This window comes from Hymenobacter sp. BT18 (genome assembly GCF_012273015.1).
Taxonomy (GTDB): domain Bacteria; phylum Bacteroidota; class Bacteroidia; order Cytophagales; family Hymenobacteraceae; genus Hymenobacter; species Hymenobacter lutimineralis.
In genome coordinates this window covers 2516294-2534250 of sequence record NZ_CP050954.1, presented here as the reverse complement: position 1 = coordinate 2534250, position 17957 = coordinate 2516294, and the positions used below count along the sequence as shown (strand labels likewise).

General features: G+C 59.2%; 13 protein-coding genes. 3 read left to right on the top strand and 10 right to left on the bottom strand.

All coding sequences use genetic code 11. From position 1 onward, the window contains the following. Positions 1-169 precede the first annotated feature (169 nt). On the top strand, positions 170-1966 hold the full coding sequence (locus HER32_RS10660) for a glycosyl hydrolase 53 family protein (protein WP_168681858.1): 1797 nt from the start codon (positions 170-172) through the stop codon (positions 1964-1966). 309 nt (positions 1967-2275) lie between these two features. Further along, positions 2276-3457, top strand: coding sequence for a galactokinase (galK, locus tag HER32_RS10655; RefSeq protein WP_168681857.1), 1182 nt, complete (start codon positions 2276-2278; stop codon positions 3455-3457). An 84-nt stretch (positions 3458-3541) separates the two neighbouring features. On the opposite strand, the gene HER32_RS10650 is transcribed toward galK, so the two are convergent. From HER32_RS10650 to HER32_RS10635, 4 genes are all read right to left on the bottom strand, one after another. After that, positions 3542-6511 (bottom strand): DEAD/DEAH box helicase, encoded by a 2970-nt coding sequence (locus HER32_RS10650; protein ID WP_168681856.1) that lies wholly within the window; start codon positions 6509-6511, stop codon positions 3542-3544. Between the two features lie 163 nt (positions 6512-6674). Further along, positions 6675-7904 carry an ABC transporter permease gene (locus tag HER32_RS10645; protein ID WP_168681855.1) on the bottom strand — a complete coding sequence of 410 codons (1230 nt, stop codon included), beginning with the start codon at positions 7902-7904 and terminating at the stop codon, positions 6675-6677. A gap of 127 nt (positions 7905-8031) precedes the next feature. Next, complete coding sequence (locus HER32_RS10640) at positions 8032-8841, bottom strand: class I SAM-dependent methyltransferase (protein ID WP_168681854.1); 810 nt, start codon at positions 8839-8841, stop codon at positions 8032-8034. 83 nt (positions 8842-8924) lie between these two features. Then, complete coding sequence (locus HER32_RS10635; protein ID WP_149070227.1) at positions 8925-9353, bottom strand: ribosome-binding factor A; 429 nt, start codon at positions 9351-9353, stop codon at positions 8925-8927. 109 nt (positions 9354-9462) lie between these two features. Between HER32_RS10635 and HER32_RS10630 the strand changes: the two genes are divergently transcribed. Further along, the gene (locus HER32_RS10630) at positions 9463-10875 is read left to right on the top strand and encodes a hypothetical protein (RefSeq protein ID WP_149070228.1); all 1413 of its coding nucleotides are present in this window, start codon (positions 9463-9465) and stop codon (positions 10873-10875) included. Between the two features lie 8 nt (positions 10876-10883). On the opposite strand, the gene rpiB is transcribed toward HER32_RS10630, so the two are convergent. The 6 genes from rpiB to HER32_RS10600 all read right to left on the bottom strand — a co-directional run bounded on the left by rpiB (position 10884) and on the right by HER32_RS10600 (position 17945). Then, positions 10884-11315: a ribose 5-phosphate isomerase B gene (gene rpiB / locus HER32_RS10625; RefSeq protein WP_168681853.1), complete on the bottom strand. Its 432-nt coding sequence runs from the start codon at positions 11313-11315 to the stop codon at positions 10884-10886. 184 nt (positions 11316-11499) lie between these two features. Beyond that, positions 11500-12357 carry a twin-arginine translocase subunit TatC gene (tatC, locus tag HER32_RS10620; protein WP_232066229.1) on the bottom strand — a complete coding sequence of 286 codons (858 nt, stop codon included), beginning with the start codon at positions 12355-12357 and terminating at the stop codon, positions 11500-11502. Between the two features lie 147 nt (positions 12358-12504). Further along, positions 12505-13797, bottom strand: a complete 1293-nt coding sequence (gene glyA, locus HER32_RS10615; RefSeq protein ID WP_168681852.1) for a serine hydroxymethyltransferase — start codon at positions 13795-13797, stop codon at positions 12505-12507. 127 nt (positions 13798-13924) lie between these two features. Next, complete coding sequence (locus HER32_RS10610; RefSeq protein WP_168681851.1) at positions 13925-16417, bottom strand: T9SS type A sorting domain-containing protein; 2493 nt, start codon at positions 16415-16417, stop codon at positions 13925-13927. Between the two features lie 532 nt (positions 16418-16949). Next, on the bottom strand, positions 16950-17654 hold the full coding sequence (locus tag HER32_RS10605) for a metallophosphoesterase family protein (RefSeq protein WP_168681850.1): 705 nt from the start codon (positions 17652-17654) through the stop codon (positions 16950-16952). Positions 17655-17732: 78 nt separating this feature from the next. Continuing rightward, on the bottom strand, positions 17733-17945 hold the full coding sequence (locus HER32_RS10600) for a hypothetical protein (protein WP_168681849.1): 213 nt from the start codon (positions 17943-17945) through the stop codon (positions 17733-17735). Positions 17946-17957 lie beyond the last annotated feature (12 nt).

The window sequence follows — 17957 nt, the reverse complement described above, 5'->3', positions numbered from 1 at the left end:
GGCAGCCAGGACCAGAACGCAAAACCGCGGTGTTGAAACCTGATTTTCACGGAGTAAGCCGCTAGCTTTGCTGAGGCCCGTCCTGCGTACGCGCCAGCACCTATTGGGTCCCACCCGCTTCGCCCAAACGGGCCGCGCAGCCCCAGGCCGGCACTCAAAACCTACCCCGATGAAGACCCGAATTTCCTCGTTTGCCCTACGCCAGGCGCTGCTGGTGGGCGCTGTTTGGTGCACCGCTGGCCTTTTTTCTTCGTCGGCAATGGCCCAGTCGTTTGCCAAAGGCGCAGATACCGGCTGGCTGCAGCAGATGGAGGCCAACGGCTACAAGTTCTACGATGAGCAGGGCGTAGAGCAGGATTGCTTTGCTATTCTGAAGGCGAAAGGCATCAACTCCATCCGGCTGCGGGTGTGGGTGAACCCCTCGATGGTGGATTGGGTGAATGGGCACTGCAGCCCCGCCGAAGTGGTGACGATGGCCATGCGGGCCAGGAACATGGGCCTGCGGGTGATGATTGACTTTCACTACAGCGACAGTTGGGCCGACCCCGGGCAGCAAACCAAACCCGCGGCCTGGGCCCAGCATTCTTTCAGCCAGCTGCAAGCCGATGTGTACGACCACACGCTCAGCGTGATGACTGCGCTGAAAGCCAACGGCGTAACCCCAGAATGGGTGCAGGTAGGCAACGAAATATCCAACGGCCTGCTGTGGCCGGAAGGCAGCACCGCCAACTTCGCCCAGCTCACGCAGCTCCTCAACCGAGGCTACGAGGCCGTGAAGGCTGTGAGCCCCACGGCCAAGGTGGTCATTCATCTCGACAAGGGCAATGACAACGCTCCTTTCCGCTCGTTTTTCGACCAGCTCACGGCCCATGGGGGCAAGTACGACGTGATTGGCCTCTCGTATTACCCTTACTGGCTCAACCAGGACTACACGGCTTCCATCAGCGGCCTGCAATACAACCTCAACGACATGGCCAGCCGCTATGGCAAGCCTGTACTAGTTGCCGAGATAGGCGGCGACTGCGCCAACGCCCCCCAGAACGTGTACGACATGCTGGTGGCCGTCCAGAACGCGGTGTTTGCGGTGCCGGAGGATAAAGGCCTGGGCGTGTTTTACTGGGAACCCGAAGGCTACCGCAGCTTCAGTGGCTACCAGCTTAGCGCCTGGGACAACGACGGCAAGCCTTCCCCGGCCCTGAATGCCTTTCTGGCAACGCCCACCACGCCCCCACCCGTTACGCCCATTACCAACCTGCTGACGAACCCCGGGTTTGAAGCCAACGGCGCCGCAACCCAGACGCCCTCCAGCTGGACAAGCTGGGCCAACGCCCCCGCCAACTATGCCGCCGACAAAACCGAAACCGGGGGCCAGGCCAGCACCTACCGCCTAACACACTGGCTGGGCACCGCTTACCAGGCCAGCACCTATCAGCTGAAAACTGGCCTGCCCAACGGCACTTACACCTTACGAGCTTGGGTACTGAACGGCGGAAGCCAGAAAGCCTGCCAGCTGTACGCGAAAAACTACGGTGGCCCGGAGAAGAACCTTGCCCTGCCGGTTACCAGCGCCTGGACGCAGATTCAACTACCTAATATTGAGGTCACGAATGGGCAGTGCGAAGTTGGGCTGTGGTCGGATGCCAATGCGGGCAACTGGTGCAGCCTGGATAATGTGGAGCTTTTCGCAGCGGCGGTTACGTCCTCTCGCCAGCGCCCCGAAGATGCGGCAGTGGATGCCGCTATTTACCCCAACCCTACTAGTGGCATGCTAATGCTTAAGCTACCGGCTGGCCCCTTGGCTACTACCGTGCGCATTTACACGGCCACGGGGAAGCTCGTCTTGACGAAAAAGCTAAGCAGTGCTTCCAATCCGCGGGTAGATGTATCGGGCTTGGCAACTGGTAGCTACCGGGTGCAGCTAGAACGGGCTGGCCAACACGTAACGCAGCAATTCATCAAACAATAATAGCCGCCGGGTGCGACGTGCAATTACCAGCTGACACCCGTTTGGTCGTCCAGGGTTATACAAAACGAGCGACTACGCTTCGTCAAGCTATTCAACCGCGACTCAGCGCCTGCCGTACAGAAAAAGACAGCCGAATGATAGGGGCCGCACTGCCGCCTGCGGGCCTAGTGTGCATCGAAACCGTAGTACCAGCCATACTGTCCTGGAACTAGGCCCGCCCCGCTCACTAAGTGCAACCGAGCAGTATCGCCTGTTTTTTCTTGCATGTGGGAGGCACCCGCTTCCCTTGAACACCAGAATTTTCCAGCCATGAGCCTAGTGAATGCCGTCAGCAGTTCGTTTCAAGAAGCGTTTGGCCATGCTCCCGAGCTACTGGTGCGGGCCCCCGGCCGCGTCAACCTGATCGGGGAGCATACTGACTACAATGGGGGCTTTGTGCTGCCCGCCGCCATCGACAAGGAAATTTACTTTGCAGTGGCCCCCAACGCGCTTAACCGCATCCGCTTGGTGGCTCACGACAAGCACCAAAGGCACGAAGTGGCGCTTACGCAAGACCTGAAACCGGGCCCCGTGCCCTGGGCCAACTACCTGCTGGGCGTAGTAGCTCAGTTGCAAGCCCGCGGGGCCAAGGTAGGCGGCTTCGACTGCGTCTTTGGGGGCAACATTCCCATGGGCGCCGGCTTGTCGTCCTCGGCAGCAGTAGAATGCGGGCTGGCGTTTGCCCTGAACCAGGTGTATAACCTCGGTTTCCCTCCCCTGGCGCTGGCGCAGATAGCGCAGCAAGCCGAGCACACCTTCGCCGGGGTGCAGTGCGGATTAATGGACCAGTTTGCCAGCCTGATGAGCCGGGCCGGACACGTAGTACGCCTCGACTGCCGCTCCCTCCAGTACGAGTACTTCCCTTTCGATACTACCGCCGCTCAGGTAGTGCTTTGCAACTCCGGCGTGAAGCACAACCTGGCCGACTCGGAATACAACATCCGCCGCGGCCAGTGCGAGCAGGGCGTAGCCGTGGTACGGCAACACTACCCTCAGGTGCAAACCCTGCGCAATGTTACTCGCACGATGCTGGAAGAGCACCGCGCGGCGTTGGACGCGGTAGTATACCGCCGCTGCCGCTACGTAATAGCCGAGAACGAACGAGTGCTGACGGCCTGCGCTTTCTTGGAAGCGGGCAACCTGGCCGCCTTTGGGCAGGAGATGTACGCCTCACACGCCGGCCTGCGCGACGACTACGAAGTAAGCTGCCAGGAACTGGACGTGCTGGTAGACCTGGCCCGTGCGCAGCGCGGTGTATTTGGCGCCCGCATGATGGGCGGCGGCTTTGGGGGGTGCACCATCAATCTGATAGAGCCAGCGCACGTGCCCGCCTTCCAAGCGGCCGTAGCGGCTGGCTTCAGCGCCCGGTTCAATCGTCCGCTCGAAATGTACCAAGCCACCATTGTAGCGGGGGTTTCGGCACTATCCACAATACCCACTACAGCAAATTAGGGGTATTGCGGCGCCAATAGCCTAAGTAACGCGTGCAGCGCGGTCATCCCATCCCTTCTGCGCTGCCGTGCGTAACGCCTGTGCTTAACCCAGCAGCTCCTCAATATCCTCCTTAGTCAGGCTCTTGATGATGGCCTCGTCTGTGGTAATCAGGTCGGTTACCAGCTGAATCTTCTTGGCCTGCAGCGCCAGAATCTTTTCCTCGACGGTGTTCTTGCTGATGAACTTGTAGGTGAACACGGTGCGCTGCTGCCCAATGCGGTGGGCCCGGTCTACGGCTTGCGCTTCTACGGCCGGGTTCCACCACGGGTCGAGGATGAAGACGTAGTCGGCGGCGGTGAGGTTGAGGCCCACGCCCCCGGCTTTCAGCGAAATCAGGAACACGCGCAGGCTCTCCGTTTCCTGGAAGCGGGTTACTTCGCGGGCCCGGTCGCGGGTATTGCCGTCGAGGTAGGCGTACTTGATTTGCTTTTCGTCGAGGGAGGACCGCACCAGGTCCAAGTGCTTTACGAACTGGCTAAATACCAGCACCTTGTGCCCTTCCGCTACCACACTTCGAATCATGCGCACTACTTCCCGCAGCTTGCCCGACTCCGCCTCGTAGCTTTCGTCGGCCATGCGGGGGTGGTTGGCAATCTGCCGCAGCTTGGTGAGGCCCTGTAGCAGCATAAACTGGGTGCCGGCCGTGCCGTGCTCCTCAATGTTCTGCAGAATCTTGTTGCGGTAGAAGCTCTTGGTTTCTTCGTAGCACTGGGCCTGCTCCTCCGTCATGGTGCAGTAGCTCAGGTGCTCAATCTTCTCCGGCAGTTCCCGGGCCACCTGCGCCTTGTGACGCCGCAGAATAAAGGGCTTGATGAGGGAGTGCAGGCGCCGGGTTTTCTGCTCGTCCTTCTCTTTCTCAATGGGTTTGAGAAATTCCTTGCGGAAGAAGGCCTGGGACCCCAGCAGGCCCGGGTTGATAAAGGACATCTGCGACCAGAGGTCCATGGTGCTGTTTTCTACCGGCGTGCCCGTCAGGATAAGGCGGTGCCGGGAGTTGAGGCGGCGCACGGCCTGCGACGTGGTAGAGCTGGGGTTTTTGATGGCCTGCGACTCGTCCAGAATCACGTAGTCGAAGTGGTAGTCCTTCAGCAGGTCGGCGTCGAGGCGCACGATGCCGTAGCTGGTCAACACCACGTCGTAATCGGCAAACTGGGCGACGTCCTTGTCGCGGTAGGTGCCCGTGTAGATGAGCAGGCGCAGGCCCGGCGTAAACTTAAAGGCCTCCGTCATCCAGTTATACACCAGGGAAGTGGGCATCACCAGCAGGGAAGCCGCCCCGCCCGCCGCCCCGCTTTCCTTGCGGTTCAGCAGCATGGCCAGCGTCTGGATGGTTTTGCCCAGCCCCATGTCGTCGGCCAGGCAGCCCCCAAAGTGGTATTGCTGCACGAAGTGCAGCCAGTTGTAGCCCGCCTTCTGGTAGGGCCGCAGCTCACCCCGGAACCCGGCCGGAATGGGCTGATCTTCCACGGCCTCGAAGCTGCGAAGCCTTTCGAGCTTGCGGCTCATCGTCACCTTGGCCAGGTTGCCGTTCTGTAGGTCGCTGATGAGGGCTACGTGGTGCTTTTTGAGCGTGAGCGAGTGGTGGTGCTCCTCGGCAAAGGCAAACAGCTCCAGATATTCCGTAAACCACTCCTCAGGAATGATGGCAATCTGCCCGTTGGGTAGCCGGAACTCGTGGCGGCGGTTAAGGATATAGGGCCGCAGCCGGATAAAGGGAATTTCGTAGTCGCCGAAGCGCACGGTGCCATGCACGTCAAACCAGTCGCTAGTTTCGGTGATGCCCACCTGCACGGTAACGGCTCCGATGAAATAGTCTTTGCCCGAATGGCTACCCTGCTCCACCGTGAAGCCCAGGCGCTCCAGGTCCTCGGCGTAGTGGTGCAGCCAGCGGAAGGCGGTAGCCTTTTCGAGTACGGCCCGGCCGTTGCGCACCTCCAGGGCCCGCTCCCGCAGCTCCCCGATGATGGCCTGCTCGTGGTCGAGGTTGCGAATAAGCCGGTGGAAGATGTAGTTGCCGTTGGTCTTCTCCAGCTTCACGCACACGCGCTTATCGAAGCTGTTGTGCACGGTATGGCTCCCGTAGCGAAACGACAAGTCGAAGTGGATATGCTCGGCCGGGGCCGCCAGGGTCGCTACGGCGCTGGTTTCGCTGGTGGCGCGGCCGCGGGCTGCCCGGGCCACCGGCCGCTCTTCGACCACCAGCTCCGGGCCGGGCACGTCGGAGAAGGTAAGATGGGGCTTGCCCACGTAGCGCTCTGAGCGAATATCAAAGCCCCGGGCGTGCACGTCAAACGACTCGACCAAGGGCGCTACAAAGCGTTGGAAATAACTTTCCTCTACCTGTCGCGGAATCACGATAAATTTCTTCTGCAGGAAAGGCTGCAGCTTGCGGCCGTCTACCTCGTTGCAGAAGCTATAGAGCCTTCCTTCCAGCAGCATCCAGGCGGGCTGGCTGCACACCATCACAGCATTTTTAAACTGAAAGTCCAGCCGCTGGCCTTGGTACTTGATGGTGGGGAAATAGTGGGTGTTGTCTTCGTTGCGCCGGAAGTGAAACAGCACTGAGGCGGGCTCGGGCGCCAGGTCAATTTCGCGCCAAGTAGGTTCCCCGTCCTTGCCCATGATAAACACGCACTTGCCCGCCAGCCGCGCCAGAATCTGGCCCATGCGGTGCTGCACGTACTGGCAAATCCGGTCCTGCAGCCCTTTATCCCCCTTCTCGGGGTCGTAGATCTTGAAAAAGAAATCGGCCGGGCTGATTTTCTTCGGCCAGAACTCCTTGATGACAGTGTCCTGCTGAATCTGGTCCGTCAGGGCAATGATTTCGAAGTCAAGGGGGTCTAAACCATCGGCAAATTCGGCGGCATTCTTGGCCGATACGCTCTGGTGCTGGAGGGTAAGCTGACCACGGCTATTGCGCTGGACCACGTACGACTCAAACAGATACCCCAGGAACTCGTGCTCCAGCAGGGAGTATACTATTTGAAATGGCTGCGCCGTGGAGACTTTCATAACAATAGCCGGAAGCGGCATCGAAAGTAATAACAAATGCCATATACCGAATAATTCGGCACAAAGCCAAGTTTTATCTATAAATAGTCATAATGTTCTTCCTGAATTATGCTACTCCCAATTAACCGTAAGCAAGTTGCTGCTTACCTGCTGGCCCCTCATCTTAGAGGTTGTCGCGTAGGTCGAGGCGGGAGGCACTAAGGGCCGGCCGGATGGATACAGCAATGGTGATGCACACAATGGCAATACCCGTCAGGACAATATCGGAGGCCTGCATCTTCACCGGGTACGAGTCCACCACGGCTGTAGCCATACCCATGGATACCAGCCCGAAGGTTTGCTGCAGCCAGCAGATGGTGATGCCCAAAGCCAGGCCGGTAATAGCGCCTACCTGCGCCACAATAGCCCCTTCAAACAGGAAAATATTGCGAATAGTACGGCTGGTGGCGCCCATGGCTTGCAGCACGGCCACATCCTTGCGCTTATCAATGACGAGCATCGATAGGGAGAAGAAGATGTTGAGGGAGGCAATAAGCAGGATGAAGGCGAAGGTGATGAAGACGAACATCTTCTCCACTTTAATGGCCTTCAACAGGCTCACGTGCTGCTCATCGGAGTTGAACACCGAGAATTTAGCCCCCAGGGCCTTTTTCACTTCTTCCTGCACCTGGTCTACTTCCCAACTGTCGCTCACCTTTACTTCCAGGCTGGTGCGGCGGTTGCCGTAGCCCAGCAGGTTTTGGGCAAAGCTCAGGGGCACGAAGATGTAGCTGTCGTCTATCTGCTGCTCAATCAGAAAAACGCCCCCCGCTAAAATGGGCTGCTCATTAAAGGCCGTTTCGGGGTTAAAGGACAACGTGCGCTTGCCCGTATTGCGCGGGTACAGCAGTTGCAGGGGCGCCAGGCGGTTGTCGAGGGCAATACTGAGCTCGTGCTGCACCCCGGCGCCAATGAGGGCATACTCCGCACCGTCTTTCAGCAGGCGGTGGTCACCCTGCACCAGGGCCGAGTCGATGTTGCTTTGGGCAAAGAAGTTTTCCGTGACGCCTTTCATCTTCACCACCATCTGGCGGTCGTGGTAGCGCAGCAGAGCGTTGTCTTCAATTACCTCCGTTACCAGGGCCACGCCGGGCACCTGCCGGATACGGTTCAGCAGCTGCTCGTTCACCGCGAAGGACTTGCCCTCCACCGCCGCAATCTTCAGGTCGGGGTCCGACTTACCGTACAAGGAGCGCACCAGGTCCTCCAGCCCATTGAAAACCGACAGCACAATAATCAGGGCCATGGTGCCCACGGCTACCCCCACCATCGAAATGTTGGAGATGATGCTAATGATGTTGCGCTTCTTCTTCGAGAGAAAATAACGCCGGGCAATGAGGAACGGAACGTTCATGCAGGGCGCGGAAAAACTAAAAACGGGGTGTGAGGCGGTATACGGAGGAACGGAGCCAGCGCATGAATTTTTCCGGACGCTTTGTTACTTTTTATGGCTCTAAGATACGGGACCCGTACCGAAACAGCTACTTCCAGGCTTTCACAATCAGGCCCGTGCCGGAGTCATGCACCCGGCTGGCATCAAGCCAGTTCAGCAGCAGGCAGAAAGGGAAGGTAATGAGGTAGTAGAACGGCAGCAGCAGGAAAAACCAGCGCGACACACCCAGCAGCTGAATGGGGTACTTCATGCTCAGGCGCCAGGAAATCTGCCCCGGCTCGCCGTAGCTGTAGCGGGCCTCAATCCGCTCGAAGCCCGCCGTGCGCAGCTTCTGCTGAATTTCGTGAATGTTGTACCCGTCGCGCACGTGCTCTTCGATAAATGAAGACTCCCCGTCGCCGTGCACATCAGAGCCGCCTTGGTCGGAAGGGGTGGAGATGAGCAGCATGCCACCGTCCTTGAGCGAGGCGTGGATGTTGCGAAACACCTCTACATCTTCCAGAATGTGCTCCATCACATCTACTGACAAGGCCAGATCAAAGGTGTTGGGCTCCTGGTACAGCACCAAGTCCTGCACCGCAAACTGCACGTAGGGCCGGCCAATCTGACGGAAGAACTGGTTGGAATCGGCTATCTGCTCTTCCTTGACATCCACGGCCAGAATCTGCCACTTACGACTCAGGCCCGAAAGCCAGTAGGTGTACTGCCCGTAGCCGGAGCCGGCATCAAGGATTACAAGCGGCTCCTCCGTGCGGCCTTTGGCCCACGTCCGCAGCTCCCGGTGCACGTGCCAGGTACGCAGCAGCAGCAAGTCGAGCAGGTAATAGAACACGCGCCGCAGCCAGGGGGTGCGGTTGAAGACCTGGCCCAGCGTTTTCTTAATCGGGTCGTAATGCACTGTGAAATAAGTAAATGACGAAATGAGTGACAGATGGCAAAAGTGACCGAGCAAGCATTTCACTCATTCACTTTCCCGCTCACTTACTTTTCGTCTTCGTCGGAGTATAGGCGGGGGCGCTTGGGGGCATCGGGCTGTTCGGCCTTGTCGTCGGCCGGCGGGGGCGGTATGCTCAGCCCCCCAAACACCTCATCCATGCGCGCGGCGTAGGCGGCGCTATCGTCCAGAAAAAATTGCAGGGCAGGTACTACGCGCACCTGCTGGCGCACGCGCTTGGCCAGGGCCAGGCGGATAACTTTTTCGTTATCGCGCACTTGTTCCAGCATCTGCTCGCCGCTGCCGGCCAGCAGGGCACTCAGGTACACGCGGGCCGAGCCCAGGTCGGGCGAAACCCGGATGGCGCTGATACCCGGCGCCAGGCCCGTAAACAGGTGGGGCACATCCCGCTGAAAAACGGTAGCCAGCTCCTGCTGCAACAAGCTGGCAAATTTCTGTTGTCGTTTGCTTTCCATAAGAACTGGCAAAGATAGGGAGTTGGGGGGTTGTATGGGCAGCGGCCGGGGCAATGGTGCATAAGCCGGTACGCGTACCTTTGCGCATCTAGGTTTCCATTCTCGTCCTGTGCTCCAATTCTTTAAAAGCACGCTTCCCAGCCGGCTGCTGGCGCTGCTGCTGCTTATCCTGGCGCTGCGGCTGCCGCTGCACGCGCTGGGTATCCCGCTCACCCCAGCCGAGCTGCACGCCCTGCTTGTGGGCGAGCGGGTGCACGAGGGTGCCCTGCCCTACCGCGACTTGTACGACAGCACCGCGCCCCTGGTCGCCTGGTTCCTGGGCGGGCTCGATGCCATAGCCTCACGGCCGGTGTGGCTGTACCGGCTGCTAGCTTTCGGGGCCCTGCTGGCGCAGGCCTTACGCTTCAACTTTGTGCTCAACCGCAGTGGCGTACACCCCGAGCGGGGCTATATCGTGGCGCTTACCTACCTGTTGGTAGCCAGCGTCAGCACTGATTTGGACACCCTCTCCCCGCTCCTGCTGGGCCAAACCAGCATTGTATTCTCACTGAGCGCGCTGCTGCCCACCCTGCGGGAAGGCTACGACAACCGCCGCCTGTTTCGGGCGGGCTTTCTGATTGGTCTGGGGGCCCTGGCTTTCTTGCCCCTGGCGCTGTTTCTGGTGGTGGGGCTGTTCGCCGTTATCATCTTCGCGGCCAACTCGTTTCGGAGCTTTTTGCTGCTGGTCTGCGGCTTCCTATTTCCTTACGCGGCGGTAGCCACGCTCTACCTCTACGCCGACGCCCTGCCCAGCTTCGCGCAGTTTCACCTGGAGCCCATGATGCGGGGCCTGGCGGCCGCCCAGGATGGCTTGCCCCGCGACCTGCAGCTACGACTGCTAATCGTGCCCGGCCTTGTGCTGCTGGCCAGCCTGGCCCGCACCTTTACTACGTCGTTGGGGCTGGTTTTTCAGGCGAAGTTTCTGCAGCTGATGCTGGTATGGCTACTGCAGGCCCTGGCGCTGCTGCTGCTCACGCGGGGCACGGCGCCCGGGTCATTGGCGCTGGTGCTGGCACCGCTATCCTACTTCAGCTTGTTTCTCTGGCAGAAGTCCCAGCGGAGTTGGGTACCGGGCCTGCTAATGCTGGTATTGCTGGCCGTGGTGGAGGTAGTACGCTACCGGGGCGTGCTGCTACTCGACCACGTGCTGCCGCTGCCCCTGGAGGCCGAATATGCCGCCCAGCCCAACCCTACCTACGCCGGCTTGCAAAACCAGCGGCTGCTGGTGCTGGGTCCCGACCGGCGCCCGTACCTGCAAAACCAGTTGGCCACGCCTTACCTCGACTGGCAGCTGGCCCAGGTAGACTTTGGTCACCTCGATCAGTACGCAGCCGTATTCCGTCTGGCCCGCAACATTGGTCCGCAGCCCCCGGCTTACATCATCGACCAAGCCCGCCTGATGCCGGAGCTGCAATACAAAGTCCCGGCCGTGTTCGGGCGCTATACACGCACCGCCACGCCGGGACTTTATCAATTGAAGTAACTGGCTATTTAGCAGTTAATCTTATTTACCCGCGTTTGGTGGCGGCCGCCCTCAAAGTCGGTCGTCAGGAACTGTGCTACGATGGCGCGGGCGGCTTCTTCGCTCACAAAGCGGGCGGGCAGGCAAATTACGTTGGCGTTGTTGTGCTGGCGGGCCAGGGCAGCCAGCTCCGGTTCCCAGGCAATAGCCGCCCGGATGCCAGCGTGCTTGTTGGCCGTAATGCACACGCCATTGGCCGAGCCGCACACCAGAATTCCTTGCTCAAACTCCCCCTGCGTGATGGCCGTAGCCAGCGGATGCACATAATCAGGGTAGTCTACAGAGTCGGCAGAGTGGGTCCCAAAGTCGCGCACAATGTAGCCCTGCTCTGCGAGCCAGGTTTTAAGCATTTCCTTGTAAGCAAAGCCGGCGTGGTCGGCGCCAATGGCAAGGGTTTTCATTGTTGAATGTGCTAGTGTGATTTGAATGTGCTGCGCTTTGCTAATGTGGTAAATGTGCTAATGTGAAGAATGTGCCGCGCTTCGCTGATGTGCTAATGGGGGAAATGTAGTTGAATGTGCTAATGGTCGTTCTTGCATTAACACATTCAACCACATTTGTCACATTAGCACATTTACCACACATTTAACTGATGCCTTGGTTCTGGGCCAGCTGCTCGTTGAGGCGCTGGGTGCTGTTGCGGCGCACCACGCGGGCAATGTGGATGCTGAACTCGTAAAGCAGGATGATGGGAATGGTCACAATAATCTGGGCTGACACATCGGGCGGAGTGATGACGGCCGCTACGACCAGAATGACCACAATGGCGTGCTTGCGGTACATGCGCATGATTTCGTGGGTAATCAGCCCGGCCTTGGCCAGGAAGAACACAATCATGGGCAGCTCAAACACGAAGGCACAAGACAAGCTCATGGTGGTGAGCGTGCTCAGGTAGCTCTGCATGTCAATCTGGTTTTCGATGGTGGGGTCCACCACGTAGCCCGCCAGAAAGTTGATGCTGAGCGGGGCCGCTACGTAATAGCCGAACAGCAGCCCAATGGCAAACAGAATAGACACGAAGAACACCGCCCCCCGGGAGTTGGCCTGCTCGTGCGGGTACAATCCGGGCTTGATAAAGCGCCACAGCTCCCAAAACAGGTAAGGGAAGCCTAGCACCAGCCCTACAATAAACGAGGTGCTGATGTGCATGGTGAGCTGACCGCTCATTTCGCGGTTCTGAATCACGAACCCAATCTTGTCCATGCACAGATCGGGGGCGCCCACCCACTGGCCAAACCGGCAGAACATGCGGTAAGTCCAGAAGTCGGCGCGCGACGGGCCCAGAATCAGGTCGTGAAACAGAAAGTCCTTGGCGAAGAAAGCGGCCGTAGCAAAGGCTACCACGGCAATAGCCGCCCGGATAATATGCCAACGCAGGGCCTCCAGGTGGTCGATGAAGGACATTTCCTGGTGGTCTCCCAGCCGGGATGGTTCAGTATTCAATGAGAGTGTGCGTAAGTGAGTGAATGAGTGAATGAGCCAGCAGAATGCAAATGGGCCGAGCAAACAAACGGAAATGAACTGCCCCGGGATGTTGCCCCCGCAGTTTTCCTATGCTTATTCCCCCCTTCACCCATTCACCCATCGAAACTAGGCGAAGAGCGGGTACTGCTGCATCCACTCGTTTACCTGACGGCGCACCCGCAGCAGGTGGGCTTCGTCGGCGTGGTGCATCAGCACGTCGTCAATAAACTCCACGATGCGTCCCATATCAGCCTCCCGCAGGCCCCGGGTGGTAACGGCGGCCGAGCCGATGCGCATACCGCTGGTCACGAAGGGCGACTTGTCATCGAAGGGCACCATGTTTTTGTTGATGGTGATGTCGGCCTTGATGAGAGTGTTTTCCGCCAGCTTGCCGGTCAGCCCCTTGCTGCGCAGGTCAATCAGCATGAGGTGGTTGTCGGTGCCGCCGGAAATAATCTGGTAGCCCCGGTCCGTAAAGCCTTTGGCCAGGGCCTGGGCGTTGCGGATAACCTGGTGCGTGTACTCCGTGTAAGCGTCGCTGAGGCATTCGCCGAAGGCCACGGCCTTGGCCCCAATCACGTGCTCCAGGGGGCCGCCCTGGGTGCCGGGGAACACCCCAGAGTCCAGCAGAGCCGACATCATGCGCAGCTCGCCTTTGGGCGTCTTCAAACCGAAGGGGTTTTCGAAGTCCTTGCCCAGCATAATGAGGCCGCCGCGGGGCCCCCGCAGGGTTTTGTGCGTGGTCGTGGTTACGATGTGGCAGTAATCGAAAGGGTTGTTGAGCAGGCCTTTGGCAATCAGGCCCGAGGGGTGCGAAATATCGGCCAGCAGCAGGGCACCTACTTCATCGGCGGCTTCGCGCAGGGCCTGGTAGTTCCAGTCGCGGGAGTAGGCCGAGGCCCCGCAGATGATGAGCTTGGGCTGCTCACGGCGGGCAGTTTCTTTCACCTTCTCCCAGTCGATGAGGCCGGTTTCGGGCTCCACGCCATAGAACGAGGGGCGGTAGAGCTTACCCGAGAAGTTGACGGGGGAGCCGTGCGTGAGGTGGCCGCCGTGCGAGAGGTCGAAACCCAGGATTTTGTCGCCGGGGTTGAGAATGGCCAGCATTACGGCGGCGTTGGCCTGGGCCCCGGAGTGCGGCTGCACGTTCACCCACTCCACGCCAAACAGTTCCTTGGCCCGGTCGATGGCCAGCTGCTCGATCTGGTCGACGATTTCGCAGCCACCGTAGTAGCGCTTGCCGGGCAGGCCCTCGGCGTATTTGTTGGTGAGGATGGAGCCCTGGGCCCGCATTACCTGTTCCGAAACGTAGTTTTCGGAAGCAATGAGTTCAATACCATGCGTCTGGCGCTCTTTTTCCTGACGAATAAGGTCGAACACGGCCGTGTCCTGAGCTAGTGCGGGGGCTTTGGTTTCCATAGCTTCAAAGGTAAGGCGGGGCCCGGGAACTGCCAACTGGCTTGGCATCTGCTTGAAAGCAACAAACCCGCCCGGAAGTACCAGGCGGGTTTGGGCAGGAAAGGGAGAGCAGGTAAGGGGTAGCTTGTTAGCGGCGCACCACACGCTGGCGCAGCACCTGGCCATTGAGGGTCGCTTCGAGCAGGTATGTACCGGCCTGGCATTCAGGAGCAGCTACCAGCTGGTTGGCGCCCGGCTGCACACGCTGAGTGCTGGTCCAGACGGTGCGGCCCAGGGCATCTACGAGGCGCAGCGTGGCGGTGCCGCTGGTGGGGGTCGTTACGGTAAGGTCCAGATTACCGGCAAAGGGGTTGGGGTAAGCGGCCAGCGCCAGCCCCACGGAGCCGAAGGCTACGGTGCGGGCTTCGGTGTGGGTGCTGCGGCCATTTACGTCTTGCTGGCGCAGGCGGTAGTAGCGCAGGCCGGCCTTCTGCTTTTCGGTATCCACGAAGCGGTACTGCTGGCCCCGGCCTGCGGCGGGCACAAAGCCCAGGGTGCGGAACGTGCGGCCATCAGTCGATACTTCTACCCCAAAGCCGTGGTTGTTTACTTCGGTGGCGGTGGTCCACGTCACCACGGCATTGGCACCCTCGGCGCGGGCCTGGAAGGCCGTCAGGGTTACGGGCAGGGGCTTATCAAACACGCCCAGCGACCAGCGCCCCAAGCCCGTCACCAACCCCAGCTCGGCCACGTTGGTACCCCGGCTGGTAATACCCTCGGGCGTCCAGGTGCCCCCATTGTCGGTAGAGCGCAGGAACTCCAGCCGGCCCAGGTTCAGAAACAGAGCCTCGTGGGGAAGGTACTTGATGACCATCGACGCTTTCAAATCGGTCATAACGTCGGCTTCCAGGTCGAAGTAACGCTGAATCTGCCCGGTCACAGCTGTGCCCGTGGTGCGTACCACCATCATGTACCCGGGCAGGGTAGCGCCCGTCTGTGGAGTGAAGATCAGGCCAATGTTGCCGAAGTCCTCGGCTTTGCCTTCCTCGGGAGCCCGCCCCGAGGCCTCCACCTTGCCCAGGATGTAGCTGGCATCGGTTTCCACTACGTTGGCCAGCAAGCCCAGGCTGATGCGGAAGCTCCCGGTGTTGAGGATGCCCTGCGTCATCTGAATGCCGTTGTACACGATGAGGCCGCCAGTGAGGGTTTTGGTGCCGGTGCCATTCACTTCCAGGTTGAAGTAGGAGCCGCCGCTTACTTTCTGGTCGCGGTTGCCGGTAAGCTTCACGGCGCCCGTGGTGCAGTTAAAGATGTTGCGGTTCACCATGTCGCCTTTCACTTCCAGGTCACCCTGGGTTTGGGCGAAGGTGCCGTTGTTGGTGAAGTTGCCCTGCACCAGCATGTTACCGCCGGTATGGTTGAGAATACCGCTGTTGGTCAGGTTGTTCTGCACGTCCAGCAAGCCGCGCTCTACGGCCATGATCTGGCCGCTATTCACGGTGAAGTCGCTCAACACCACATGGCCCCGGGCCACGAGGCTGTTTACCCCTTCGGAGCCCGTGTTGGCTACCCCGGATATGGTGTTGGCCGTCAGCTCCACGCGACCGGCTTCGACGAGCAGGGCCGTCAGGGCCTGGCTGGTGTTCTGGCGGGTAAGACTGATGTTGCGGATAACGTTGTTGCTGAGCGTGTTTACTAAAGCACCCGTACCCGTTCCGCAGCTTACTACAATACCCTGAAAGTCGTCGGCGCCGGTATTTTCCCAGATGCCGCTGGCCGTGACGTTGCGGCCGCCAATGGTGTTGTAGGTGATGGTGTTCCCATCCGAAGCAGCGCCCGGCTGAAAGTCAATGGCCGTTTGGGCCGTAGCGGGGGCCGGCGTTTGGTTGTAGTAGAAGTTATTTTCGCTGATCAGCCACCCGCCACCATTGCCACTGCTCACCTGAACACCGGTAGCGGAGAAGTTAAACAGCTCGTTTTTGCGCAGGGTAATCTGCTCGTTGAGGGTGGCAGGCGTGGTGCTGGCCGTGTACACCAGGTTGGCGGGCAGGGCAGCTCCGGGTACGTTGCCGATCTGGTTGCCCAATAGCTGAACACTCCGGTTGCGAGTACCAAAAACAACGACCCCGCTTCCGGCACTGGCCGTGCTACCCTGAATAATCAGGTCACGCAGCACTACCGTCTGGGCGTTATCGGCGAATTGAACGGTTGAGCGGGCGACATCGGGCTGGCGCAGAGTGAGGGCCCGGGCCGTGGTACCGTTGTTTCCGTCTACTGTCACATTTACAGCCCCATCTTCCAGTTTCAGGGTGCCTTCCCACACTACCGTGCTGCCCGCACCAGGCTTAATGGTCAGGGCTGCGGCCCCCGGAAACGTACCTGTAATGGTAACGTCCTCGGTAAATGTGCCGCTCAGGAGCTGGATTTCGTATGCATCAGTGCTTGAAAGACCCTGCAGGGCTTCGGCCAGGGTGGCGTATTCGCCCCCGCTGCCCACGGTGCGCACCACCTGGGCCTGCGCCCGACTGGTATGCACCAACAATAAGAACAGCAGGAGTCCGGCCAGCAGCAACCACCGCATAGTAGGCTGCGGATGCGCCGGCAGTTGGGGAGTGGATTTAAGGGCGGAGAGCTGTTTCATGACTCAGAAAAAAGGGTGAAAACGGGAAAAATCGGCCAAAAAACTCAACAGGAGGCCAGGAAACGCGGAAAACGCGCTTCAGAATCAGAGCATCAGGCTTGGTAGCTGCCGGGGCGCAGCACTAGTCGGCAGGCTCAAGAGCCACCAGAAAGAATCAGGGCATTACAACTCCATCCACTAATCAACGGCAAGTCAGTTGGCTTCATCAACCAAATGTAACTTTACAAATATAGCCAACGAAAATCACATGTCAATTCTGGTGTAAAGCCATGTATAAACACACTTCATCCAGGTAGTTGATTAAGAAAAAAATATTTTCAAATTGATGATTATAAGGCTTTTAGCCCAAATAATAGATAACTTAATCTTTTCCGCGCTACAGTTGAAAAGGAAATTTTACTCAGAATATTCCAGTTTGCGCAGGGAATATCAATTATAAATTTTCTTGCTGACCTTATTCATACCCATGTCACAAATAGCGTCAAATCCGCCTTGTTTTATCGCGGCACAGCCCTCATACTTGGGCAGGCTCTTAAGCAGGGCGGCGAGCTATGGGATAGGGCAGCTCACAATTGGGCACCTGCTGGAGCATATAGGTATCCAAATTCAGTACGCTTAGTTGCGCCAGCTCCGGGTTGTGCCGGTACACACAGCCCGTATCCAGCCTCAGCACCTGAGCATGTGTCTGCGCTAGTTGCTTGGCGTGGGCGCTAGGGGTGGGCACGTGCCCGTGCACCAGCCGCTTTCCCTGGAGCCGGGAGGCATCAAAGGTGAAGTGCTTGATGTTCATCATCGTGTGATAGTCCCGGCGCATCTGCTCCGGGGGCTGCCGAAAGTCGTAGCCGGCATGTACCAACACAAAATCGGGCAACTCAACCTCGTAGGGCAGGGCTTCCAGCCAGCGGATATACACCTCTGGAATAGCCGCAGCCGTAGGCACGCCGAAGCTCCGCAGGGTCTGTTCCCGGTCGGAGGCAGAGGCCCACAGGGCGGCGGTGCGCCCTTGCGCAGCATCCAGCAGCTCCTGGTCGTGGTTGCCGCGCAGGCAATGCACCGCCAGCCCGTGGGCCTGCAGCTGCATCAGGTAGTCGAGCACGCCTTTGCTGTCGGGACCTTTATTTACGTAGTCGCCCAGCACGTACAGCTCGTCGCGCGGGGTAAACTGAACAACCTCTTCCAGCGCCCGACGCAGGGTGCGCAGGCAGCCATGAATATCCGTGGTAACGTAGCGGGCCATTAAGAATTCTGAATGGGAGGTAGCACAAAAAAGCACCTCCCGAAACCGGAAGGTGCTTGAAAGTACGTTACTGGCTTATTAGCTGTAGGCCGGCTTGTCAATCTCTGGCTTGTCGAGGTTGCGGTTGGGGTGGCGCTGGGGCGCGTCAAGGGCGTCCTGCTCCAAGCGGTCCTCCAGCTCGGGGTCGTGCTGGTTTACCGGCAACGACTCGGCTTTGGGCTGGCCGGCGCCGGTGGGGTTGCCGTGGTTTTCCTTCGACTGCTGGTTGGTGTTATTGCTTTTGTAAGGCATGGCAGAAGTTGG